The organism is Actinomadura sp. RB99 (assembly GCF_014706005.1).
Classification (GTDB): domain Bacteria; phylum Actinomycetota; class Actinomycetes; order Streptosporangiales; family Streptosporangiaceae; genus Spirillospora.
The window spans coordinates 44,689-67,535 of sequence record NZ_JABMCA010000046.1 but is presented as its reverse complement, the minus strand read 5'-3'; the positions used below and the strand labels follow the sequence as shown (position 1 = coordinate 67,535).

At 73.4% G+C, this 22,847-nt stretch carries 25 protein-coding genes; 17 read left to right on the top strand and 8 right to left on the bottom strand.

Features of this window, described 5'->3' with window-relative positions; all coding sequences use genetic code 11:
• Positions 1 to 218: 218 nt before the first annotated feature.
• Both amrb99_RS32550 and amrb99_RS32545 read left to right on the top strand, forming a co-directional pair.
• The gene (locus tag amrb99_RS32550) at positions 219 to 1,685 is read left to right on the top strand and encodes a hypothetical protein (RefSeq protein ID WP_190863347.1); all 1,467 of its coding nucleotides are present in this window, start codon (positions 219 to 221) and stop codon (positions 1,683 to 1,685) included.
• Between the two features lie 68 nt (positions 1,686 to 1,753).
• Positions 1,754 to 2,089: a protealysin inhibitor emfourin gene (locus tag amrb99_RS32545; RefSeq protein ID WP_190863344.1), complete on the top strand. Its 336-nt coding sequence runs from the start codon at positions 1,754 to 1,756 to the stop codon at positions 2,087 to 2,089.
• Here the strand turns inward: amrb99_RS32545 and dhaM are convergent, their stop codons facing one another.
• Genes dhaM through dhaK form a run of 3 tightly spaced genes read right to left on the bottom strand, consistent with a single transcriptional unit; the run spans position 2,090 to position 4,156 of the window.
• The gene (dhaM, locus tag amrb99_RS32540; RefSeq protein ID WP_190863342.1) at positions 2,090 to 2,473 is read right to left on the bottom strand and encodes a dihydroxyacetone kinase phosphoryl donor subunit DhaM; all 384 of its coding nucleotides are present in this window, start codon (positions 2,471 to 2,473) and stop codon (positions 2,090 to 2,092) included. It abuts the gene before it with no gap.
• A gap of 4 nt (positions 2,474 to 2,477) precedes the next feature.
• Positions 2,478 to 3,164: a dihydroxyacetone kinase subunit DhaL gene (gene dhaL / locus amrb99_RS32535; protein WP_347256950.1), complete on the bottom strand. Its 687-nt coding sequence runs from the start codon at positions 3,162 to 3,164 to the stop codon at positions 2,478 to 2,480.
• Entirely contained in the window at positions 3,161 to 4,156 is a 996-nt protein-coding gene (gene dhaK, locus amrb99_RS32530) for a dihydroxyacetone kinase subunit DhaK (RefSeq protein ID WP_190863341.1), read from the bottom strand. The genes dhaL and dhaK overlap by 4 nt, the downstream gene beginning before the upstream one ends.
• 107 nt (positions 4,157 to 4,263) lie before the next feature.
• On the opposite strand from dhaK, the gene amrb99_RS32525 reads away from it, so the two are divergent.
• The 5 genes from amrb99_RS32525 to amrb99_RS32505 all read left to right on the top strand — a co-directional run bounded on the left by amrb99_RS32525 (position 4,264) and on the right by amrb99_RS32505 (position 9,108).
• Positions 4,264 to 5,229, top strand: a complete 966-nt coding sequence (locus amrb99_RS32525) for a nucleoside hydrolase (protein ID WP_190863338.1) — start codon at positions 4,264 to 4,266, stop codon at positions 5,227 to 5,229.
• Between the two features lie 208 nt (positions 5,230 to 5,437).
• Positions 5,438 to 6,121 (top strand): PIG-L deacetylase family protein, encoded by a 684-nt coding sequence (locus amrb99_RS32520; protein WP_190863372.1) that lies wholly within the window; start codon positions 5,438 to 5,440, stop codon positions 6,119 to 6,121.
• A 124-nt stretch (positions 6,122 to 6,245) separates the two neighbouring features.
• Positions 6,246 to 6,635, top strand: a complete 390-nt coding sequence (locus amrb99_RS32515; protein WP_190863335.1) for an SRPBCC family protein — start codon at positions 6,246 to 6,248, stop codon at positions 6,633 to 6,635.
• Positions 6,636 to 6,891: 256 nt separating this feature from the next.
• Entirely contained in the window at positions 6,892 to 7,797 is a 906-nt protein-coding gene (locus amrb99_RS32510) for a serine hydrolase (RefSeq protein WP_190863333.1), read from the top strand.
• Between the two features lie 108 nt (positions 7,798 to 7,905).
• A complete protein-coding gene (locus amrb99_RS32505; protein ID WP_190863331.1) occupies positions 7,906 to 9,108 on the top strand; it encodes an FAD-dependent monooxygenase in 1,203 nt (400 codons plus the stop codon).
• Between the two features lie 58 nt (positions 9,109 to 9,166).
• Here amrb99_RS32505 and amrb99_RS32500 read toward each other — a convergent pair whose 3' ends face one another.
• A complete protein-coding gene (locus amrb99_RS32500; protein WP_190863329.1) occupies positions 9,167 to 9,862 on the bottom strand; it encodes a DUF4190 domain-containing protein in 696 nt (231 codons plus the stop codon).
• Between the two features lie 232 nt (positions 9,863 to 10,094).
• On the opposite strand from amrb99_RS32500, the gene amrb99_RS32495 reads away from it, so the two are divergent.
• Positions 10,095 to 10,430 (top strand): hypothetical protein, encoded by a 336-nt coding sequence (locus amrb99_RS32495; RefSeq protein WP_190863327.1) that lies wholly within the window; start codon positions 10,095 to 10,097, stop codon positions 10,428 to 10,430.
• Positions 10,427 to 10,861 (top strand): acyl-CoA thioesterase, encoded by a 435-nt coding sequence (locus amrb99_RS32490; RefSeq protein ID WP_190863325.1) that lies wholly within the window; start codon positions 10,427 to 10,429, stop codon positions 10,859 to 10,861. Before amrb99_RS32495 ends, amrb99_RS32490 begins: the two co-directional genes overlap by 4 nt.
• A gap of 17 nt (positions 10,862 to 10,878) precedes the next feature.
• Here the strand turns inward: amrb99_RS32490 and amrb99_RS32485 are convergent, their stop codons facing one another.
• The 3 genes from amrb99_RS32485 to amrb99_RS32475 form a co-directional block, all read right to left on the bottom strand.
• Positions 10,879 to 11,517, bottom strand: a complete 639-nt coding sequence (locus tag amrb99_RS32485; protein WP_190863322.1) for a LuxR C-terminal-related transcriptional regulator — start codon at positions 11,515 to 11,517, stop codon at positions 10,879 to 10,881.
• Entirely contained in the window at positions 11,514 to 12,644 is a 1,131-nt protein-coding gene (locus amrb99_RS32480) for an ATP-binding protein (protein WP_206700190.1), read from the bottom strand. Before amrb99_RS32480 ends, amrb99_RS32485 begins: the two co-directional genes overlap by 4 nt.
• Positions 12,645 to 12,824: 180 nt before the next feature.
• Entirely contained in the window at positions 12,825 to 13,442 is a 618-nt protein-coding gene (locus amrb99_RS32475; RefSeq protein WP_190863317.1) for a hypothetical protein, read from the bottom strand.
• Between the two features lie 130 nt (positions 13,443 to 13,572).
• Here amrb99_RS32475 and amrb99_RS32470 point away from each other — a divergent pair, with 130 nt between their 5' ends.
• From amrb99_RS32470 to amrb99_RS32445, 6 genes are all read left to right on the top strand, one after another.
• Positions 13,573 to 14,814, top strand: a complete 1,242-nt coding sequence (locus tag amrb99_RS32470; protein WP_190863315.1) for a PspC domain-containing protein — start codon at positions 13,573 to 13,575, stop codon at positions 14,812 to 14,814.
• Positions 14,807 to 15,013 (top strand): hypothetical protein, encoded by a 207-nt coding sequence (locus amrb99_RS32465; protein WP_190863312.1) that lies wholly within the window; start codon positions 14,807 to 14,809, stop codon positions 15,011 to 15,013. The genes amrb99_RS32470 and amrb99_RS32465 overlap by 8 nt, the downstream gene beginning before the upstream one ends.
• A gap of 212 nt (positions 15,014 to 15,225) precedes the next feature.
• On the top strand, positions 15,226 to 16,584 hold the full coding sequence (locus amrb99_RS32460; protein WP_190863310.1) for a dicarboxylate/amino acid:cation symporter: 1,359 nt from the start codon (positions 15,226 to 15,228) through the stop codon (positions 16,582 to 16,584).
• 187 nt (positions 16,585 to 16,771) lie between these two features.
• On the top strand, positions 16,772 to 17,473 hold the full coding sequence (locus amrb99_RS32455; protein ID WP_190863308.1) for a TetR/AcrR family transcriptional regulator: 702 nt from the start codon (positions 16,772 to 16,774) through the stop codon (positions 17,471 to 17,473).
• Between the two features lie 190 nt (positions 17,474 to 17,663).
• On the top strand, positions 17,664 to 19,565 hold the full coding sequence (locus tag amrb99_RS32450; protein ID WP_190863306.1) for a hypothetical protein: 1,902 nt from the start codon (positions 17,664 to 17,666) through the stop codon (positions 19,563 to 19,565).
• Between the two features lie 27 nt (positions 19,566 to 19,592).
• Positions 19,593 to 20,030 carry a hypothetical protein gene (locus tag amrb99_RS32445; RefSeq protein WP_190863304.1) on the top strand — a complete coding sequence of 146 codons (438 nt, stop codon included), beginning with the start codon at positions 19,593 to 19,595 and terminating at the stop codon, positions 20,028 to 20,030.
• Between the two features lie 37 nt (positions 20,031 to 20,067).
• Here the strand turns inward: amrb99_RS32445 and amrb99_RS32440 are convergent, their stop codons facing one another.
• A complete protein-coding gene (locus amrb99_RS32440) occupies positions 20,068 to 20,454 on the bottom strand; it encodes a cysteine dioxygenase (protein ID WP_241756138.1) in 387 nt (128 codons plus the stop codon).
• A gap of 288 nt (positions 20,455 to 20,742) precedes the next feature.
• On the opposite strand from amrb99_RS32440, the gene amrb99_RS32435 reads away from it, so the two are divergent.
• Positions 20,743 to 22,281, top strand: a complete 1,539-nt coding sequence (locus amrb99_RS32435) for an alkaline phosphatase D family protein (RefSeq protein WP_190863299.1) — start codon at positions 20,743 to 20,745, stop codon at positions 22,279 to 22,281.
• Positions 22,282 to 22,462: 181 nt separating this feature from the next.
• The gene (locus amrb99_RS32430; RefSeq protein WP_190863297.1) at positions 22,463 to 22,828 is read left to right on the top strand and encodes a hypothetical protein; all 366 of its coding nucleotides are present in this window, start codon (positions 22,463 to 22,465) and stop codon (positions 22,826 to 22,828) included.
• The last annotated feature ends 19 nt before the right edge of the window (positions 22,829 to 22,847 follow it).

Genomic DNA, 22,847 nt, shown 5'->3' with positions numbered 1-22,847 from the left:
CTCCGGGGCCCGCCGGTCCGGATGAGGACATGGCCTCCACCGGCGGCCTTTCCGGGTTGACTCGACCTTGTGGGCGGCGGAGCGTAGGCCGCGCGGGCGGTCCCGGATAACGAGGCACCGCCGGCACTCCCGCCAGCTCCCGCCGGGGGTGCCGCACGGCCGTCCGCGGCCGCGTAGGGCCATCGGGGGCTCGCGCACGGTGACGAAAGGTGGCTTCAATGACGATCCACCAGGAAGAACAGCAGATCCAGCAGAGCGGACGCCGGGGCGCGGAGGTCCCCGAGGCCCTCACGGGCCGGATGGCGCCGCGGTTCCGTGTCGAGGGGGCGGCCGCCGCCCCCGTCCCGGCGCCGCGTCCGGTGCCGATCCCGGTCCCGGTCGAGACCGGGCACCGCTTCCTCGTCTACAAGCAGGACCCCTCGGTCACCGGCCTCGGCGTCCGGCTCACGTTCGTGCCGTCGGTCGTGCTGAACGGCCCGGCCGACGCCCGCGCCAGGACGGACCTGGCGGGCACCACCCCGGTCGCCCGCAACGCCAACGGCGACTTCGTTTTCACCCCCAACTCGCCGCAGTTCGACTGCGCGCACACGTTCGCGGTCGTCCGCGAGACGATCGCGATGTACGAGCGGCACAACGGCGGCAATCCCCTTCCCTTCGCGTGGAACGTCGGCGGCAACACCGACCCCATCACGGTGTTCCCGCACGCCGGGGAGGGCGCCAACGCGTTCTACAGCCGGACGGCCAAGGCCCTGAAGTTCCTGTTCTTCACACCGCAGGGGCAGCCGCCGTCCAGCGTCCTGTACACGTGCCGATCGCTCGACATCGTGTCGCACGAGACCGGGCACTCCGTGCTGGACGGGCTGAAGCCCGGCTGGCTGTCGGCGGGCAACCCACCGCAGACCGGCGGCCTGCACGAGTCGTTCGGCGACCTCACCGCGATCTTCCTGGCGCTGGCGCAGCCCGACCAGGCCGAGGCGTTCGTCGCGCTCACCAAGGCGAACCTGCACGACAAGTCGTTCCTGCCGGAGCTCGCGGAGGAGTTCGGCAAGGCCCTCGGCATGCCCGCCGGGCTGCGCAACGCCGACAACGACCTCAAGCTCAGCGAGGTCGGCAACGAGGTGCATGCGATCTCGCAGGTGTTCACCGGCGCGATCTACGACGTCCTGGCGGACGTGTACCTGTTCGAGACGGCCCGGCAGCGCCGCACCAAGGACCCGTCGATCGTGCTGATGGAGGTCGCGCAGGCGCTCTGCAAGCTGCTGTTCGACGCGATCATGGCGGCCCCGGCGACGGGCGCGCGATACGTGGACGTCGCGAACCAGATGCTGCAGATCTCGGCGGGCCGCGGCGACCCGGCGATCTACCGGACGTTCATCCGCAACCGGTTCGCGGTCCGCGAGATCACCACGGCGGCGACCCCGCTGCGCGACCTGATGAGCGGCGAGATGCGGATGACCGACCCCGGCTACACCGGCGACGGGCAGGACGTCACGGAGGTCGAGCCGCACGACGAGCACTCGGCGAGCCTGCGGGCCGAGCAGGACCGGTCGCTGTGCTGCGGGACGATGCAGATGCCCGAGTACCGGGTCGTCGCGCCGGAGCGGCTGGCGAAACGCGGCCCGCTGGACGACGACGACATCCTCCGCGACGAGCTCGACGAGCTGCGCCGCGCGTTCAGCAAGTGAGGGTGCTCGGCGGGTGAGGATGCTCGGCGGGTGAGGAGCGGGGACACGGCGAGGGAGGCCGGACGGCGATGCGCGTGACGGTCGAGAGCACCGGCGGCTTCACCGGCCGCGCGGTGGTGGTCGCGCGGTACGACGTGTCCGGCCTCCCCGCCGGGCGGGCGGAGCGGGTGCGGCGGGCGGTCGACGCGCTCGCCGCCGCGCACGCCCGCGGCGGCGCCGGGGAGATCGGGGCGGACCTGCCCGGGTACCGGGTGACGGTGGACGACCCGGACGGCGCCGCCGCGCCCCGCGTCTACGAGGTGCGCGGCGACCCGTCCGAGCCGTCCCCGATCGGCGTCCTGCTCGACGAGCCGGGGCTCGGCGGGCCTGCGCGCGGAGGGCCGGGGGGCGGCGGGCCCGGCTGATCAGGTCTTGCGGTGCTCGCGGGCGGACTCGGCGGCCAGGTGGACGGTGGGGAGGTCGGCGCCCGTCGCGGCCATGGACGCGGCGGCGACCGCGCCCTCGACCAGCGGCGCGTCGGCGAGCAGGACGCCCTCGCCCTCGGCGTCCTCGATGAGCATCTTGGCGGTGAGGACGGAGCTGCCGATGTCGGCGAGCAGCAGCACGCCGTCGCCGCCGTCGGCGCGCTGCACGGCGTCCTCGACGAGGTCGATGCTGGTGCCGAGGCCGCCCTCGGAGTCGCCGCCGGCGGGCTCGACGACGGCCTTCCCGACGCCCATGGCGCGGGCGACCTCCGCGACGCCCTCGGCGAGCGTCCGGCTGTGCGAGATGATCACTATTCCGACCACGGGTTCACTCCCCTCCGGTGACGTCGGCGAGGGCGCGCAGGACGAGCGCGGTGGACGAGGCGCCGGGGTCCAGGTGGCCGGCGCTGCGCGGGCCGAGGTAGCTCGCGCGGCCCTTGCGGGCCTGCATCGGGACCGTCGCGGCGGCGCCCGCGTCGGCGGCGTCGGCGGCGGCGCGGGCGGAGCCGGCGAGGTCGGCGCCGTCCGCGAGCGCGGCCGCGAAGGCGGCGGCCGCCGGGGCCAGCGCGTCGATCATGGTCTTGTCGCCCTCGTTCGCCTGCCCCAGCTCCTGGACGCCCTCCAGGGCGGCCTTCAGCGCGGCGCCGACCGCGGCGGCGTCCGCCTCGGACGCGTCGCCGAGCGCCTTGCCCGCGCGGCGCAGCGCGGTGCCGTAGAGGGGGCCGGAGGCGCCGCCGGTCTTGGACACGATGGCCCGCCCGGCGGTGATCAGCACCTTGCCCGGCCGCGTCTCGCCGAGCTGCTCGTCATCGGGGAGGGCGGCGACGGCCGCGGTGAACCCGCGGTGCAGGTTGTGGCCGTGGTCGCCGTCGCCGATGGCCGCGTCGAGCCGGGTCAGCCGCTCGGCGTCGCCGGAGACCAGCTCGGCGGCGCGGCGGATCCACGCCGCGGCGCCCCGCCCGTCCAGTCCCCCGCCCGCGTGCTCGTCCGCCCGTCCTTCCATCGGCGCGGTCACCGGCCCCACCGCAGCGCGGGCGTCTCGACGGGCGCGTCCCAGAGCCGGGTCAGGTCGGGCGTCAGCCGGCACACGCTGATCATGCTGCCGGCCATCTCCAGGCTGGTGACGTACGGGCCGACCAGCGGCCGGACGACCGTGGCGCCGTGCTCCTCCAGCCAGCGGGCCGTCGCCGCGTAGGCGATGTACTGCTCCATCAGCGGGGTGCCGCCCATCCCGTTCACCAGCACGAGCAGCTCGGACCCGGACACCGGCATGTCCGCGTCGATCGCGCTGAGGGAGGCGTCCACGATCGCGTCGGCGTCCGCCAGCGGGACGCGCTCGCGGCCGGGCTCGCCGTGGATGCCGATCCCCAGCTCCATCTCGCCCTCTTCGAGCCGGAACGTCGGCTCCCCGGCGGCCGGGACCGTGCAGGGCGACAGCGCGACGCCGAACGAGCGGCTCCGCTCGTTGACCTCGCGGGCGACGGCGGCGACGGACGCGAGGTCGGCGCCCTCCTCCGCGAGCGCCCCCGCGATCTTCTCCACGAACAGGGTGGCACCGGTGCCGCGCCGCCCGGCGGTGTAGAGGCTGTCCTCCACGGCGACGTCGTCGTTGACGATCACCGACTCGACCTCGATGTCCTCGTCCTCGGCCAGCTCCGCGGCCATCCGGAAGTTCAGGACGTCGCCGGTGTAGTTCTTCACGATGTGGAGCACGCCCGCGCCGCCGTTCACCGCCATCGTCGCGGCGATGATCTGGTCCGGGACGGGCGAGGTGAACACCTGCCCGCAGCAGGCCGCGTCGAGCATGCCGTGGCCGACGAACCCGGCGTGCAGCGGCTCGTGCCCGGAGCCGCCCCCCGACACCAGGGCGACCCTGCCGGACCGCGGCCCGTCCGCCCGCACGACCGTGCCGTTCTCGGGATCGACCCGCAGCGACGGATGCGCGGCGGCGAGGCCGCGCAGCGCGTCGGCGACCACGTTCTCCGGATCGTTGATGAGTTTGCGCATGTCTCAGCTCTACCCCGGCACGGCGTCCCCTCCCAGGCCCAACCACGATCTTCGTGCGCCGGTTTTCGGGGATGCCCGGCACGGCCCTTCCGTCATAGGTTGCACGGGTGACGAAAGCTCCCGTTCTCCTGTTCGACTGCGACACCGGCATCGACGACGCCCTGACCCTGCTGTACCTCGCCTCCCTCGTCCGGGCGGGCGAGGCGGAGCTGGCCGGGGTCGGGACGGTGCACGGCAACATCGACCCGCTGACCGGGGCCCTGAACACGCTGCGCGTGCTGGAGGCGGCCGGCCTGGAGGCGGGCGAGAAGGGCGTGCCGGTCGCGGTCGGCGCCGGCCGCCCGATGGCGCAGGACGTCCACTACGCGCTCGACTGGCACGGCAGGGACGGCCTCGGCGACACGAACCTGCCCGAGCCGGCGGGGCGCCCGGTCCCCGAACCGGCCGCCGAGCGGATCGTCCGGGCGGCGCGGGAGCGGCCCGGCGAGGTGACCCTGCTCGCCACCGGCCCGCTGACCAACCTCGGCGCGGCGCTGCTGCTGGACGAGGAGCTGCCGTCGCTCATCCGCGAGGTGGTCGTGATGGGCGGCGCGTTCGGCCACCCGGGGAACATCACCACGCACGCCGAGGCGAACATCTGGCACGACCCGGAGGCCGCCGACCTGGTGTTCGCGGCGGACTGGCCGGTCGTGCTGGTGCCGCTGGACGCCACCCACCCGACCGCCGTCCACGACGGCTGGCTCGACCGGCTCGCGGCGCACGACTCCCCCGTCGCGCGGTTCGCCACCCGGATCCTGGAGTTCTACGCCGACGCCTACACGCCGACGCTGCGGCGCCGCGGGGCGGTCATCCACGACGCGCTCGCCGCGATGCTGGCGGTCGATCCCGGCCTCGGCGAGTACGTGCAGCGGCCGGTGCGGGTGGAGCTGCGCGGCGAGCTGACGCGCGGCACGACCGTGTGGGACGCGCGGTCCCTGCCCGCCGACGACACCCGCCGCCCGGTGAAGGTCGCGGTCGGCAGCGATGTGCGGGCGTTCCAGGAACGGCTGCTCGCCGCGGTGCTGTCGCTCTGACCGGCCCTGATGGCGCCCCCGCCCTGACACCGCCGCGGCACCCCCATGACACCGCCGCCCGGGACCGCCCGTGAGACCCCCGGCGCGGCCCGCCGGGCCTTCGGGAAATGGCCGATCTTGGGTGTGCCCGTATCCGGCCGCAGACTTTATTGTTGAATCCGTGACCAACGTTCTGGACGACAGCGGACTGCAGCGGATCCTCGCCGTGATGGCGCATCCGGACGACGTCGACTTCGGCTGCGCCGGGTCGGTGGCGGGCTGGACGGACCAGGGCATCGAGGTCGTCTACCTGATGGTCACCGACGGCGACGCGGGCGGTTTCGACGACGGCGTCACCCGGGAGGAGATGGCGTCGCTGCGCCGCGAGGAGCAGCGCGCCGCGGCCAAGTGCGTCGGCGTCACCGACGTCCGGTTCCTCGGCTACCCGGACGGCCGGGTCGAGGCGACGCTGGACCTGCGCCGCGACCTCGCCCGCGTGATCCGGCAGGTGCGGCCGGACCGGGTGCTGATGCCGAGCCCGGAGCGCAACTACGAGCGGATCTACCCGAGCCACCCGGACCACCGGGCGGTCGGCGCCGCGGCGCTCGACGCGGTGTACCCGGACGCCCGCAACCCGTACGCGTTCCCGGAACTGCTGGCCGACGAGGGCCTGGAGGCGTGGACGGCCCGCGAGGTGTGGCTCAGCGGCGGCCCGGCGGTGAACCACTACGTCGACATCACCGACCAGTTCGACCGGAAGGTGAACGCGCTGCGGTCGCACGCCAGCCAGACCGCCCACATGGGCGACGAGCTGCCGAACATGCTGCGCGGCTGGCTGTCGGCGAACGCCGAGGCGGCGGGGTTCGGGGACGGCCGCCTGGCCGAGGCGTTCCAGGTCGTCGACACGGCCTGACCGGCGCCCGGCCCCTCCTTCGCCGGGGCACCGGAACGGTCACGCTGCAAATTCGTCGCGTCACATGCCGTAATCTCGCTGGAATCGGGCATGCACCCCCTGTGTCCTGATTCGGGGGGATGTCATGCCGCATGAGATCGAGGCCACCGCCACCACCTATGCCGCCCCGGAAGTGATCTTCAAGCATCTCTTCGTGGCGGATTCCTGGAACGAGTGGGCCGCGTTCTGGGCCCGCGCCCGGCACGAGGTCGTCGCCTACGACCCGCCGCGCCACTGCGGGTACGTCGCCATCGCCGGGCTGCCGCGCGGCTACCGCGTCGACATCACGCTGGAACCGCACGGGGTGAACACGCTGATCCGCTGGCGCGGGTCGTTCGACGGGCGGATCCCGGGCACCGCGCCGCTGAAGGGCGCGATGCTGCGCCGCCGTTTCGGGTCGTTCGCGCGCCGCGTCGCCTGGCACGCCGAGCGCTGCGAGCCGGGCTGCCCGGCCCGGCTGCCCGTCGAGTTCTGACCCCGGACCGTCCGAGCGCCGGCCGCTCCGCGGGCCGACCGCTCCCGGACAACACCGCTCCTGGACACACCGCTTCCGGACGCACTGCTCCCGGACGCACTGCTCCCGGACGCACCGCTCCCGGACGCACCGCTCCCGGGCCGGTGCGGAGGCCGCCGGCCCGCGCAGGTGATCTTCCCGTCGCGGCGGGTAGGAGCCGAGGTGATCATGGCGGCCCTCGGGGGACGGGCCGCCGTCGCGCGAATCGGGGGATCGCATGCGACGCAGCCTCACCGTGCTCGGCATCGCCATCGGCACCGTCACCGTCACCGCCGGAATGGGACTCACCTGGACGATGACGCACGGGCATCCGCCCGGTACCGTCCACCGGGCGGAGCACGGCTCCTCCGGAGGGCGGGTGGTGACGGTCGCGAAGGCACCGGTGTTCGATCCGCTCCGGCTGCGCGGCAACGTCCTGGCCTACCTGCGCGGCCGACCGGGGCACGCGGGCGTGATGGCGACCGACCTGCGCAGCGGCATGACGTTCGGCGTGGACGAGACGTCCCGGTTCGTCACCGCCAGCGTCATCAAGGTCGACATCCTCGCGGCGCTGCTCCTGCAGCACCAGCGGCAGGGCGTCGCCATGTCGGACGGCGAGCGGGCGCTGGCCGGGCAGATGATCCGCAAGAGCGACAACACGGCGGCGGACGCGCTGTACGCCGACATCGGCCGCGACGCCGGGCTCCGGAACGCGAACGCGGCGTTCGGCCTCGGCGGCACCGTCCCGTACCCGGTGTCGTGGGGGTCGTCGTGGACGACCCCGTCCGACCAGGTGCGGCTGGTGCGGATGCTCGCCTCGGACGGCTCGCCGCTCACCGCCGCGAACCGCCGGTACGTCCTCGGCCTGATGGGCTCGGTGACGCCGTCCCAGGCGTGGGGGATCAGCGCGGCGGCGCGCCCCGGCGAGAAGGTCGCGCTCAAGAACGGGTGGGTGCCGCTGCGGTACGAGGGCAACGGCTGGGCGGTCAACAGCATCGGCCGGATCACCGGCCCCGGGCACGACTTCGTCGTCGCGGTGTTCAGCGCCGACAGCCCGACGATGGCGGAGGGCGTGGCGACGGTCGAGCACGTCGCGTCCATGGTGGTCTCGCCGCTGCGCGACGCGGGGCGCGAGGCCGGCTGATCCGCGGCTCTCAGCGGACCGTCAGGGCTGTAAGCGGAGCGTCAGCGTTCTGTCAGCGCGTGCGGTGAGCCTTCGGGAAGGCGGCAGAACCTCCCGAAGGAGCGGCTCATGCGCAACAGGAACGTCCTGATCTCCGGTGCGAGCATCGCCGGCCCGGCCCTCGCGTACTGGCTCGACCGGTACGGGTTCGCGGTGACGGTCGTGGAGCGGGCGCCCGCGATGCGCCCCGGCGGTCAGGCCATCGACGTGCGGGGGCCGGCGCTGGACATCGCCGGCCGGATGGGGATCCTCGACGCGGCCCGCGGGCTGAGCACCGACCTGCGCGGCATGTCGGTCGTCGGCCAGGACGGCGAGGAGCTCTTCCGCACCACCGAGCGGACCGCCAGCGGCGGCGACCTCGCGAGCCCCGACGTGGAGATCCTCCGCGACGACCTCGCCGGGCTGATCGCCGGGGCGGGCGGCGACCGGATCGAGTACCTCTTCGACGACTCGATCGCCGGGCTGGAGCAGGACGGCGACGGCGTCCGCGTGATCTTCCACGGCGGCGCCACCCGGACGTTCGACCTGGTCGTCGGCGCCGACGGGCTGCACTCCAACGTCCGGCGGCTGGCGTTCGGCCCCGAGGACGCCTACCTGCACCACCTCGGCGCCCACCTCGGCGTGTGGACGGCCCCGAACCTGCTCGGCCTGCGCCGCTGGCAGACGATCTTCCCGGTGCCGGGGAGCGCGTGGGGCGCGATGGCGATGAGCGTCCGCGGCGACACCGAGCTCCGCGTCTACATGGGGTTCGACTCGCCCGAGCCGGTCGCCTACGACCCGCGTGACGTCCGGGACCAGAAGCGGCTGCTCGCGAGCCGCTTCGCGGACGCCGGCGGGGAGATCCCGCGGCTGCTGGAGACGATGCGGGACGCGCCGGACTTCCACTTCGACGCGATGGCGCAGATCCGCATGGACGCGTGGTCGGCGGGGCGGGTGGCACTGCTCGGCGACGCCGGGTACTGCGGGTCCCCCGCGTCCGGGCAGGGCACCAGCATGGCGATGGTCGGCGCGTACGTGCTGGCGGGCGAGCTGAAGGCCGCGGACGGCGACCACCGCGCGGCGTTCGCCGCCTACGAGGCCGAGCTCCGCGACTTCGTCACCGCGAACCAGAGACTGGCGATCGCGAACGCCGCCCGGAACCGGGACCGGTTCGCCGCCGAGACGGGCGCCACGGAGACGGGCGCCACGGAGCTGGGGATGGCGGATGCGGGCGAGGAGCGGATGGACGACGTCCACGCCGTCACGAACTCCTACAAGCTCCGCGACTACTGAAGGGGGTCCGGGGTCGTGCTGAGCGGCGGGCCGGCCGCCCAGCGGGAACCGCCGGAGGTCAGCCGCGGATCGGGCGGCTGAGCTTCTTGCCCTCGGCGGCGTTCACCGCGAGGCAGGTGACGGTGCGGTCGCCGTCCCGCCACGAGTCGACCGTCGGGTAGTAGAACGACCGGCCGAGGTGCGCGGCGGCCGGGTCGCGGTCGAGCCTGCGCTGGATGCGCAGCTTGCATCCGGTGGAGGCCAGCCGGCTCATCTGCTGATCGCCCGGCATCACGGCCTGCGTCAGCTTGAAGACGGCCAGCACCTCGCCGTCGTGCGGGCCGGTGCAGGGCACCTTCTTGACGCTCTCCACCTCGATCGGCGGGGCCGACTCGCCGGACGGCGCGCCGGAGGAGACCGGGTCGTTGATGCAGTCGCCGACCTTCATCGTGTACGCGTCGATCTTCTCCGGCCGGGTCGTCTTCGGCTTCGGCGTCCCGTCCGGGCCGGTGGCGGACGGCGAGGAGCCCGAGCCGGGGATCACCAGGTAGCCGATCACCCCGCCCACGACCCAGAGCGCGGACAGGACGATGCCGGCGATGGCGAGGCCGCGGCCCTTGCCGCCGCGCTCGCCGATCTGGCGGAGGGAGATGGCGCCGAGGACGGCGCCGACGATGCCGCAGCAGCCGAGCAGCCCGGTCACGAAGGCGGCGATGGCCAGGCCGTTCGTCTTGTCCTGCGGCGGGCCGGAGCCGTAGGCGGGCTCGGACGGCATCGGCGGGGGCGGATAGGGGGCCATGGGATCGGGGCCCGGCTGACCGGGCCCGGGAGGTGGATAACTCATGGGGAGCGACCCTGCCACACCCCGCGGACCCCGTGATCATGATGCCCGATATTCCGGACATTACATTTTGCTCACGCCCGCCACTGACACGTAGGCCCCGGGCGGGGCGACGGAGACGCCTCAACATAGGTAAGCGATCGCTATCGATTGCTAAGCTATGAGCATGGAGCCGCCCACCACGCCGCCGACCCCCCGCGAGGAGCGGATCGCCGCGGCGCTGCGCCAGATCAGCGCCGGGTTCGCGGCCCTGGCCGACGCCGTCGCGGCCGACCCCGCCGAGCCCACCGAGGAGAGCCGCTACCGCGGGCTCATCTCCGAATGGGGCCGGCAGGGCCTCACCAGGGCGGAGGCCAGCGCGCTGTTCCGCAAGCACGGCTTCTCCCCGCAGGCCGCGGGCGGCTGGGTTCGCGGCGACTGGCTGGAGGTCCGCGACGACGGCCGCCGCTACCTCACCGAGCGCTCGCTCCGCTGGCGGGCGGAACAGGAGGACCCCGAATGACCGTCGCCGCCGAACCGTTCAGCGTCCGGATGGAGGTCCGCGTCTACGAGATCGACCCGCAGCTGCACCTCAACGGGGGCTTCTACGTCCAGTACGCCGACCACGCGCGCTTCGCCTGCGTGCAGGCCGCCGGGGTGTCCGTCCAGGACCTCGTCGGCGGCGGCTTGGGGCCGGTCAATCTGGAGACCGTCATCAGGTACCACCGCGAGCTGCGCGGCGGCGACCAGGTCGACGTGACCTGCGAATGGGAGTGGGGCGGCGGCAAGACCTACCGCGTCCGCCACGAGTTCCGGCGCTCGGACGGCACCGTCGCCGCCGAGGTCGCGCACGTCAGCGGCCTGCTCGACTTCGGGACGCGGCGCCTCGTCGCCGACCCCCGCGAAGCGTGGCGCACCCGGGCGAGCAGGCCGGAGCTCCTCGGCCTGGCCTGAGGTCCCCGGTCCGTCCGCTAGACGAGGCGGCGGGCGGCCGCCCAGCGGGACAGCTCGTGCCGGTTCGACAGCTGGAGCTTGCGCAGCACGCTGCTGACGTGCGTCTCCACCGTCTTCACCGAGATGAACAGCTCCTTGGCGATCTCCTTGTAGGCGTAGCCGCGGGCGATCAGCCGCAGCACGTCCCGCTCCCGCTGGGTGATCTGGTCCAGCTCCGGGTCGACCGCCGGGACGTCCGTCGCCGCGAACGCGTCCAGCACGAACCCCGCGAGGCGCGGCGAGAACACCGCATCGCCCTCCGCGACGCGGCCGATCGCGTCCGTCAGCTCCGGACCCGAGATCGTCTTGGTGACGTAGCCGCGCGCGCCGCCCCGCACCACCCCGATCACGTCCTCCGCCGCGTCCGACACCGACAGCGCCAGGAACCGCGACGGCACCACCCCGTTCAGCCGCCGCAGCACCTCGATGCCGCCGCCGCCGGGCAGGTGCACGTCCAGCAGCACCACGTCCGGGGTCGTCGCGCGGATCACCGACACCGCCTCGTCGACGTCGCCGGCCTCCCCGACGATCTCGACGCCGCCGCCGAGCTCCGCCTTCACCCCGGTCCGGAACATCTGGTGGTCGTCGACCAGCACGACCCGCTTCAGCTCGCTCACGCCTTCTCCATTTCCAGCCGGACCTCGGTGCCCTCCCCCGGGGCGGTGCGGACGGTGGCCTTGCCGCCGTTGCGCTCCATACGTCCGATGATGGACCCCCGGACGCCCATCCGGTCCTCCGGGACCTGATCCAGGTCGAATCCCTTCCCCCGGTCCCGGACGAAGATGGCGACCTTCTCCCCCTCCACCTCCGCGTACACCGACACCGACGGCGACTCCGCGTACTTCGCGGCGTTCACCATCGCCTCCCGCGCCGCCTGCAGCGCCGCGCCCAGCCGGTCGTCCAGCTCGGTGTCGCCGACGCACACCACCTCGATCGGCACGCCGTGGTCGTCCTCGACCTCGCCCGCCGCCGCCTTGATCGCGGCGGCGAACGTCTGGTCCGGGTCCGAGCGCGGCTGGTAGAGCCACGTCCGGAGGGTCCGCTCCTGCGAGCGCGCGAGCCGCTGCACCTCCCGCGCGTCGTGCGCGTTCCGCTGGATCAGCGTCAGCGTGTGCAGCACCGAGTCGTGGATGTGCGCCGCCAGCTCCGCCCGCTCCTGCGACCGGACGCGCTCGGCGCGCTCGGTGTCCAGGTCCTGCCAGAGCCGCACCACCCACGGCGTCACGATCAGCGTCACCCCGGTCAGGATGATCAGCATCGCGATGACGACCGAGCGGGCCTGCCCGACGTCCACCCGCTGCGCCACGAACCCGCCGATGCCGCCGACGACCAGCAGCAGCCCGAGCAGGCTGCGCAGCCAGCGCTGCCGCAGCGGCAGCACCCACCGCTGCCGCTGGTCCCGGTCGGCCTGCTGCCACAGGATCGCGACGCCGACGCCGCCGAGCACGAACGGCCAGATCGCCCACTGCATCAGCCCGCCCGCCTCGCCCGCCGCCCCCCACGGCAGGGCGGCCAGGCCGAGCGTGACCGCGGCGTAGGCGGCGAGCTGCCCCCAGTCGCGGCCCCGCCGCACCGCCGCGCCCTCCCGCGCGGGCACCAGGATCCAGAACGCGCCGTACGCGGCGAGCCCGAGCCCGCTCGCGATCGTCAGCAGGACGAACGCCGACCGGACGATCAGCACGTCCACGCCGAGGTGCGCGGCGAGCCCGCGCGCCACCCCGGCGACGAGCCGCCCTTCCGGCATCCGTTCCAGCCGCGCCCCCTCGGGCCCGGCCGACGGCGCGGCCGTCACCCCGCCCGCCGCCCCCGCGTCCTGCGGGCCTTCGCCACGTACTCCCACGTCACCGATCGTCACACGCCTCGCGCCGCCCCGCATCAGGGCCGCACCCCGATTTCCCTCAGGGTCGCCCTCGCGGCCCGCCCGTCAGGAGTCGAACCAGACCACCAGGCGGACGTCGTCCGGCGCGGTCCGCTCGGCGAGCGTCTCCATGACCCGCCAGACGTGCCGCCACGCCCCGTCCGGCGGCACCACGTCGCGGCGGCGGAGGGTCACCGCTCGGAAGACGAGGTCGCCGAGTTCGAACTCCTGGCCTTCGGACCAGCGCACCCGGCCCTCCAGAACGTCCTCGTAGGACGCACCGGTCGCCTCCATGAGGCTCGGCCCCCAGAGGCTCTTTCCCATGGGCTCCAGAGTGCCGTCGGGTCGGCGGAGGTACTGGCGCAGCCGCTGGTCGGCGCTCTCGGCGGGCTCGTCCCAGTCCACCCTCGCCACCTCGGCCCAGCTGATCCAGGTCGCGTCGTGGTGCTCCCAGCTCTCGGCCGCCTCCCGGACGGCGTCGGACACGTCCTCGGGCAGCCCCCGCCCGGCCGCCAGCGGACGGAACGAGGCGTAGTTGCGCACCCCGAACAGGCAGCCGAACGCGTCGTAGTGCCGATCGTCGTAGAGCAGGTCGAGGTCCATGGCGGCGCGCCATGACCCGGACGCGTCCGGCCGGAGGGGCCGTTCGCGGCACTCGATGTATCCGCTGATATCGGTTCCCATGCCGCGATCGTCGCAGTGCCGTCAATCCGTTTCCGCCGGCCGGGTCCGCGGCGGCGAGGGCGCCATATCCGGGACGGGTCAGGGTCGTCCCCGATACCGGGGGGCGGCGGGAGCGGACACGATGGTGGGCATGGTCGAGGAACGGAACGCCGGCGAGCGCCGGCGGCTGGCACGGAATCCGGAGCGGCGCGTGCTGGCCGGGGTCTGCACCGGGCTCGGGCGGTACACGGGGATCGACCCCGTCGTCTTCCGCGTGGGGTTCGGGCTGCTGGTCCTCGCGCACGGGCAGGGCGTCTTCCTCTACATCGTCGCCGCCCTGCTGATGCCGTCGAGCCCGGGCGAGTCGTCGCCCGCGGAGCGGCTGTTCCGCCGGTGGTTCGACGCGCCGGCCGTGCTGTCGGCGCTCGGGGCGCTGCTGTGCCTCGGCGTCGCGCTCAGCCTGTTCGGCGGCGTGTCGACGGACTCGATCGCCGTGCTGGTGGTGTTCGGGCTGGTCATGCTGGTCGCCCACGCGCGGGGCGTCGACCTCGTCGGCGCGGCCAGGTCCCTGCCGGAGCGGTTCGCCGGGCACCCGCCGGGCCCGTCCGGCGAATGGGCCTCGGCGGCGAGCGTCTCGCTGGAGAAGGAGGCGCCGGTCCGGACGGGCGGCGGCCTGCCCGAGGGAATGATCGACCTCGCCACCTTCGGGCGCTCCCGCACCGCGGAGCGGCCCGCGGAGCCCTGGGACGAGGCGCCCCCGCCGGAGCGGCGGCGCGAGCGCCCGAAGTCGCCCGCGGCGACGATCACGCTGCTGGCGGCGATGGCCGCCGGCGCCGCGCTGATCCCCGTCGCCCGCGGGTACCCGGCGCCCGAGGCGGCGCTGATCGTCATGGCGCCCGCGCTCGCGGTCGTCGGGCTGGGCCTGATCGTCGGCGGCTGGTTCCGGACGCGCGGCCTCGCCGCCGCGGGGACCCTGCTCGCCCTGTCGCTGCTGGCCGCCTCGGCCGCGGCGGACCTGCCGGAGAACCTGAAGTACGGCGACATGGAGTGGCGGCCGATGAACGCGACCAGCACGCACCAGGAGTACCGGATCGGCGTAGGGCAGGGCACCCTGGACCTGACCGCGCTGCCGCTGTCCACGGGCCAGCGCGTCTCGGTCGACGCCCGCGTGGGCCTCGGCGGGATGGAGGTCAAGGTGCCGCAGGGCGTCCGGGTCCGGCTGGACGCCCGGATCGCGCTCGGCGACCTGCGCATCGAGTACCGCACCACGAGCGGCCCGAACGCCAAGGTCGTGCGGGTGCTGGAGCCGGAGGGGACGGCCGTGAAGAACCCGCCCGAGATCGACCTGCGCATCCGCGGCAAGGTCGGGGACGTGGACGTGCACCGTGTCTGAGGGGCGTCGAAGGTTCGACCCGGCCGGGCCGGTCACGGGGATCTTCTTCCTCGCGCTCGCGGGGATCTTCCTCGCGGACGGGCTGTCCGGCGGGGACGCCGTCGAGGCGGCGGTGATGGCGCCGGTCGTGCTGATCGGGCTGGGGGTCGTCGGGACCGTCCGGGTGCTGACCCGGGCCCGCCGCAGGCGGCTGAGGTGACGGGAGTCACCCCGGTGGCCGGGAACATCCGCTCCGGGGGCGGCTGTTCGAAGGATTCGTGAAGTTCTCCGGGAAGAGCGTCCTGCTCGTGGCGCGGCTGCACGTGGACCTGTGCCGCCTCGCCAGCGTGCTGTGTAGCCGCTGAGCCTCTCCGCGCCCACCGCTCGTCCCCTTGTCACAGCCGGTCCACGGCTGCCCTGGAGAACCCCTCGATGAATCCGCGTGTCTGGAAATGGCAGTTCTGGCAGCAGATCGTGCTGTCGCTGGTGCTCGGCGTCGCCGCCGGCGCCCTGATCAACAACTTCGGCGGCGGCGAGAAGACCGCCGCCGACTGGCTCGACCCGTTCGGTGACGTCTACGTCAGCCTGCTGAAGGTCGTCGTGGTGCCGCTGGTGTTCGCCGCGATCGTGGTGAGCGTCGGCAGGCTCCGGGGGGTCGGCAGCGTCGCGCGGCTCACCGCGAAGACCCTCGGCTGGTTCGTGGTGACCTCGGCGATCGCGACCGCGATCGGGCTGACCGTCGCGCTGCTGATCAAGCCGGGCCAGGGGCTCGGGAAGCTCGCCAGCGAGTCCGCCACCACCGACCCCGTCACCTGGACGCAGGTGCTCCACAACCTGTTCCCGTCCAACATCGTCAAGGCGATGGCGGACGGCAACGTGCTCGGCGTCGTGACGTTCGCGGTGCTGTTCGGCGCGGCGCTGGTCGCGATCGGGCCGCGCGGCGAGCGGCTGACGAGCCTCATCGACGACCTGTACGTCGTGATGCAGAAGGTCGTGTGGTGGGTCGTGCGGCTCACCCCGATCGGGTCCTTCTTCCTGATCGGCTCGGTCGTGGCGACCTACGGGCCGAGCTCGCTCGCGCCGCTGGCGAAGTTCACCGGCGCGATCTACCTGGCCGTCGCGATCATGCTGCTGGTCGGGTACCCGGTGCTGCTGCGCGTGTTCGGGCGGGTGAGCCCGCTGAAGTTCCTGCGCAACTCCTGGCCGGCGATCCAGTTCGGCTTCGTGTCGTCGTCCTCGCTGGCGACGCTGCCGATCGCGCAGCGGGTGTCGATCGAGCGCAACGGCGTCCAGCGGGAGTACGCGAACTTCGCGCAGCCGCTCGGCGCGACGATCAAGTTCGACGGCTGCGGTGCGATCTACCCGGCGGTCGCGGCGGTGTTCGTCGCCCAGTACACCGGCGTCCACCTGGGCATCGCCGACTACGCGCTGATCGCGCTGGCCGCGGTGATCGGGCAGCTCGGCACCGGCGGCACGCCCGGCCCGGCGCTGGTCGCGCTGACGCTGACCCTCACCACGGTGGGGCTGCCGCTGCAGGCCGTCGGCTACCTGATCGCGATCGACAAGGTCATCGACATGGCCCGGACGGCGCTGAACGTCACCGGCCAGCTCACCGTCCCGGTGCTGGTCGCGCGGTCGGAGGGGCTGCTGGACGAGGCCGTGTTCAACGGCCCGCCGAAGGAGCTGACGTCGGCCCCGTCCACGCCGGACGAGACCGGCGGGACCGGCGGGACCGGCGGGACCGAGGAGGCGCCGGCCCGCGACCGCGCGGCCGAGCCCGTCCCCGCCTGACCGGCTTGTGCCGGGGGCGCGGGAAGCGCCCCGCGCGCACACCGCCCCTCCCACCACGGGGAACGCCCGCACCGGACAGGTGCGGGCGTTCTCCGTGTGACCCGTGCCGCACCGCCGGGACATCCCCCTCCGGTGGGAACGCGAAGTAGTGTGATCCCAACGGCAGGTGATCGGGGATCGAGGTGTGATGGCAGGGCAGCCCGGTGTCCCGGAGGCCGGCGGCACGGACGTGCTGCCGGGCTCGCGGTCCGCCCTGGATCCCGGCCGCGCGATCAAGCCGGGGCGGCACGGGCTGTCGCCCGAGACGGTCGCCGGCATCCAGCGCGAGCGGCTCATCGACGCGTTCGTGCAGGTGGTGTCGGAGCGCGGGTTCGCGCACACGACGATCGGGCGGGTGACCGAGGGCGCGGGCGTCACGAAGAAGACGTTCTACACGCACTTCACCGATCTCGACGACTGCTTCTTGGCCGCCTACCAGCGCGGCATGGACATCCTGCTGCGGCGGATGACCGAGGCGTACGAGGCGGCGCCGTCGTGGCCGGACGGGATCCGGGCGGCGCTGCGCAGGATGCTCGCGATCCTCGCGGCGGAGCCGCGGTTCGCGCGGGCGTCGCTGGTGGAGGTGAACGCGGCGGGCCCGCAGGTGCGGCAGGCGCGGATCGACAACCTCGCCCGGTTCCGCGGGTTCTTCGAGGACCCGTCGCTGCCGCCGGTCCCGGTCGCGGTGATCGACGCGATCGTGGGCGGGATCTACAGCGCGATCCACGTGCAGATGGAGACGGGCGAGGCGGAGGAGCTGCCGTCGCTGCTGCCGGCCCTCACCTATTTCGTGCTGCTGCCGCTCATCGGCCGCGAGGCGGCCTCCCCCTATCTGACCAGCGAATACTGACGCAGTCGCTCTCTTCGCAGGTCCGGGACACGCGCGCTGCGGTCCCGGTTGTCCCGCTGACCGGATGCGGACGAGGATCACCGATCCCGTTGACGTGAAAAACTTACGGGTTTCTAGTGTCCAGTGGATCTTGTGTGTGCGCGATCACTTCTCATCCGCCTCGGGGGACTTCGTCAAGGGAGGCGATGGCATGCGCCATCGGCACAGCAGGACGGGGTCGCTGGCGCTGGCCGCGATCCTCGGGATGACCGCCTTAGCCGCCTTCAGCGCACCCGCGGCCTCCGCCGACACCGGCGGAGTGACCGAGACCGCGCTGCCCGTCGCGGACGTCGTGCCCGTCGGCATCGCCGCCGGCGCCGACGGGGGCGCCTGGTTCGCCGCGAACGCCGGCGGCATCGGGCACGTCGACGCCGGCGGCAAGGTCACCGAGTACCCCGTTCCGGACAACTCGCAGAAGCTGGCGGGCATCCCCGACGGGATGGCCACCGGATCGGACGGCACCGTCTGGTTCACCGACCTGTCCGGCGTCGTCCCGCGCGTCGGCCGCGTCGACGCCGCCACCGGCAAGTCCACCCTCTACGAACTTCCGACCACCGGCGACGTGAACTTCGCCAACGCGCAGGTCTCCGACATCACCGCCGGGCAGAACGGCGCGATGTGGTTCACCGGCGGCTACTCCGGAGCCCTCGGCAGGATCGACCCGTCGGGGAACGTCACCGCCTACGCCACCGGCCTCGCCCCCGCCACCGTCACCCTCGGGCCCGACCAGGCCGTCTGGTTCACCGACAAGTCCGGCTCCATCGGCCGGCTGGACCCCGCCACCGGCGCCGTCACCTCCTACCAGACCCCGTCCGGCGGGAACGGGTCGCCGGCGCTCGGCGGCATCGTCGCCGGCCCGGACGGCAGGCTCTGGTTCACCGAGCCCGGCGTGAGCAAGGTCGGCAGCATCGACCCCGCCACCCACGAGATCCAGGAGTACGGCACCCCGATCGCCGACTCCCGCCCGTTCGGCATCGCCGCGGGCAAGGACGGCAGGCTCTGGGTGACCGAGTCCGCGACCAGCAACGTCGCGAGCGTCGACCCGGTGAGCGGCGCGATCCAGGAGTACGGGCTGCCGAAGACGCTCTCCGCGCCCGCCGAGATCACCGCGGCGCCCGGCGGCGACCTGTGGATCACCGAGCCGGGCCGCGGGCTGATCGGCCGCTTCGACCCGTCCGCGCCGCCGGCCGCCAACCCGAACCCGGCCGTCCCCGCCTTCTCCCCCGGCGCCTACCCGAACGGCGCCGCCGCGTTCATGAACCGCTGCCCGGCCGGGCAGATCTGCCAGACGCAGGTCACCACCGGCGGCACCGTCACCATCGGCTCGTTCAAGCAGACGCTCCCGGCCGGCGCGATCCGCATCACCGGCTACCTCGGCGCCGCCGACGGGACCGGCGACCCGGTGCTCGCCCCGCCGGTCGTCGGGCAGCAGCTCGAGTCCGCGCCGGTGGACGTGCCCGGCGGCCTCATCGGCCAGCTCCCGCTCATCGGGCCGATCCTCGGCCAGTCGCCCGCCGCGATGTGGGACGTCAACAAGCTGACGGTCACGCAGTCCCTCAACGGCCCGATCCACGTGTCGCTGGACGGCGGCGGCATCGGCGCGAAAGCGTCGCTGAACATCCACCTCAACAACCAGCTGCTCGGTTCGTCCTGCGTGATCGGCCCGCTGAACGCGAGCCTGTCCCCCACGTTCAGCGCGGGCTCCCCGGCGTTCGACGACTCGATCTCCTGGATCGCCGCGCAGATCTCGATCAGCGCGCCGGTCGCCGTGCCCGCCGCTAAGGGCTGCGGCCCGTTCGGCATCCTCGACGGCGTCATCAACCAGATGATGGGGCTGCCGTCGCCCGAGTCGAAGAACTCCATGTCGCTCACCGGCGTGCTGAGCCTCGCGGGCGGCATCAACCCGAGCAACGTCCCGGTCGGGCTCGCCCCGTCCGCCACGGCCAAGGCGAAGGCGTCCCAGTTCCTCAAGAAGGCCCGGACGGCGAAGAAGCCCGCGCACGTCGCCAAGGCCCCGAAGAAGGTCACGCTCCGGCTGAAGGCCCGGCACTGACCTCACCGCACCACCGAAGGAGCGCACATGCGGAGGTCCGCCCTCGCCGGTCTCGCCGTCCTGGCCCTGCTGGCGTCCGGCTGCAGCGGCTCGGACGACGGCGCCGCGCCGTCCGGCGGGGGCACCGCTCCGTCCGGGGGCGCCTCCCGCAGCGCTCCGCTTCCGACCAGGCCCGGGGCGGTCGTCACCAACGGCGTCCGCCCCGGCGCGGAGAAGAAGACCGCGCTGGACGGCACCTGGACGTCCGCGAAGGGCGGCGAGAAGGTCGCCCTCTACCTCTACCGGGGCGCGGCCGCGCTGAACTCCCCCGGGTTCTGCACCGGCACCATCGACGCGTCCGCGCGGATCGAGCTGACCTGCGCGAAGGGCTCCCGGACCCGGACGAGCGGCCGCGCCGTCCTGCGGTCCGGCGCGCTCGTCGTCAGCTGGCGGAACGGCCCCCGGGACACCCTCCACCGCCGCTGACCCGCACGGGCCTTCGCAGCGCCCGCGCGGTCGGCCGCTAGGCGGCGTGGAGGCTGACGGCGAAGGCGGGGCCCGGGTTCGTGAACGTCTGCGGGCCGCCGTGGACGCGGATCCGGTTGGCGCGCAGCGGCCGCTCCGTGACGCCGTCCGCGGCGATCGCGACCTCCGCCAGCTCGCCGGCGATCAGCGTGCTGACCTGCCCGTGCACGGTCGCGCCGTGGCCGGGCGGCCATGTCGTCAGCCACAGCCGCACGCCGTCCGGCGTGTCCAGCGCGACGCGGACCGGGCCGGCCTCGTCGAAGACGAGGCGGCGCCACCAGCCGGACGGGTGACCGGTCAGCTCGCGGACGCGGGCGGCGAGTTGCCCGACGGTGGGCGGGCGGGCGGTGACGGTGCGGCCGTGCGGGTCGTCCTGGCCACGCATAGTGAGATCGGGAACCATGTCCTGGATGTCCTGGTGTGAGCCGGATCCGGGTGAGCGCCACCCGGGAGCAACGGGATGATCAGCGGCTACAGGCAGGACACAGCGCGCTGGCCACGCGGCGGAGGGCCACGGGGCTGTCGGCGGGAACGCGCGCTGGCATGGAAACAAGGAGACACTCCGTGACCAACGGTTGTCAAGCCGAACGCCTCCGTTCACCCGCCGTGCACCCCTGATCCGTCCCGGTCCGTCACCATCCGTCCGGTAACGGATCAAGGAACGGAGTCTGCGATGGACCGGCGGACCGTGCTGCGCGGTGGTCTCGTGACGACCGCGGGAGCGGCTTTTGCCCTGCTGAACGACGGCCCGGCGCGCGCGGCCGGCCTGCTGCGGACGGGCCGCCCGCGGCTCACCCACGGCGTGCAGAGCGGCGACGTCACCGCGAACGAGGCCGTGATCTGGGCGCGTTCGGATCGGCCCGCGCGGATGCTCGTCGAGATCGGCGACCGCCCCGACTTCCGCGGCGCCCGGACCCTCCGCGGCCCGGTCCTCACCCCGGACACCGACCTGACCGGCAAGGCGTTCCTGCGCGGCCTGCCGCCCGGCCGCGAGCTGCACTACCGGGTCCGGCTGGACGGCCTGGACCGGGGCCCGGCGTCCGAGCCGGTGGCCGGCCGGCTGCGCACGGCGCCGCGCACCCGCCGCGACATCCGGTTCGTCTGGTCCGGCGACCTCGCCGGGCAGGGCTGGGGCATCAACCCCGACCTCGGCGGCTACCGCATCTTCAAGGCGATGGCCGCGGTCGATCCCGACTTCTTCCTGTGCAGCGGCGACCTGGTCTATTCGGACGGCCCGCTCTCCGAAACGGTGAAGCTGCCGGACGGGTCGACGTGGCGCAATCTCACCACCGCGGAGAAGTCCGCCGTCGCGCAGACCCTCGCCGAATACCGCGGCCAGTTCCGCTACAACCTGGAAGACGCCAATCTCCGCGCGTTCAACGCCCAGGTCCCGATGCTGTACCAGTGGGACGACCACGAGACGCTCAACAACTGGTACCCCGGCGAGATCCTGGACCTGCCGCAGTACACGGAGAAGCGGGTGGACGTACTGTCGGCGCGGGCCCGCCGCGCCGCCTTCGAGTACACGCCGATCGCCATTCCGGCGGCGAAGGGCGGGCGCATCTACCGCAAGATCTCCTACGGTCCGCTGCTCGACGTGTTCATGCTGGACATGCGCACGTACAAGTCGCCGAACGACGCGGACGACTCCCCGACGCAGCGCGACGGCCTGCTCGGCGCCGAGCAGGCCGCCTGGCTGAAGAGCGAGCTCCGCCGCTCCCGCGCCACCTGGAAGATCATCGCGAACGACCTGCCCATCGGCCTCGTCGTCCCCGACGGCACCGCGCAGGAGGCGGCCGCGCAGGGCGACGGCGGCGCGCCGCTCGGCCGCGAGCGCGAGATCGCCGGGATCCTCTCCGACATCAAGAGGAACCATGTCCGCAACACGGTCTGGCTGACGGCCGACGTCCATTACACGGCCGCCCATTACTACGACCCGTCCAAAGCGGCGTTCAAGGACTTCGACCCGTTCTGGGAATTCGTCTCCGGCCCGCTGAACGCCGGCGCCTTCGGCCCGAACGCCCTCGACGGCACGTTCGGGCCGGTCGCGAAATTCGTCCAGGCGCCGCCGCACGCCAACACCTCGCCCGCCGAGGGCTACCAGTTCTTCGGCGAGGTCGACATCGACGCGGATTCCGCGGCGCTCACCGTCCGTCTGCGCGACCTGGACGGAAAGGTCCTGCACACCGAGACGCTGAACCCCGCCCGCTGAAGGGCTCCGGAGGCCGCGCCCCCGGCACGGCGCGGCCTCCGGCGGCCGGTGGCGGTCAGCGGGTGATCAGGACGTACGCGATCACGGTGAGCACCGCCGTCACGATCAGGTACCTGGTGAACACGTAACGCACATACCCCACAGATCGGGGCACAGTCCACGACCTGGGATCATCGTCCCTGTGAACCCCGTGCGCACCCTCGTCCCGCCCGTGGCGGCGCTCGCCCTGTGCCTCCTCGTCCCCGGCTGTTCCGGCGGCGGAGGCGACCACCGGAAGGCCGACTGCGCGAAGATCACCGCCGCGCTGCGCACCCCGGCGAAGTCGGACGACGTCCAGGGGATCATCGACGCCCTGCGCCGCGTCCGGCCGAAGCTGAAGGACGACCACCTGGCCCAGCAGGTCGACGTCGTTCTGGACGTGGGCGCGAAGCTGAAGAAGAGCGGCGGCGACGAGACCGGCCGGAACCTGCTGTCCGATTCCGAGGCGATCCGCTTCAGTAAGGCGACCGACGACATCACCAAGACCTGCGGCACCCCGTCCCCCTGACACCACGCCGGACCGGCCG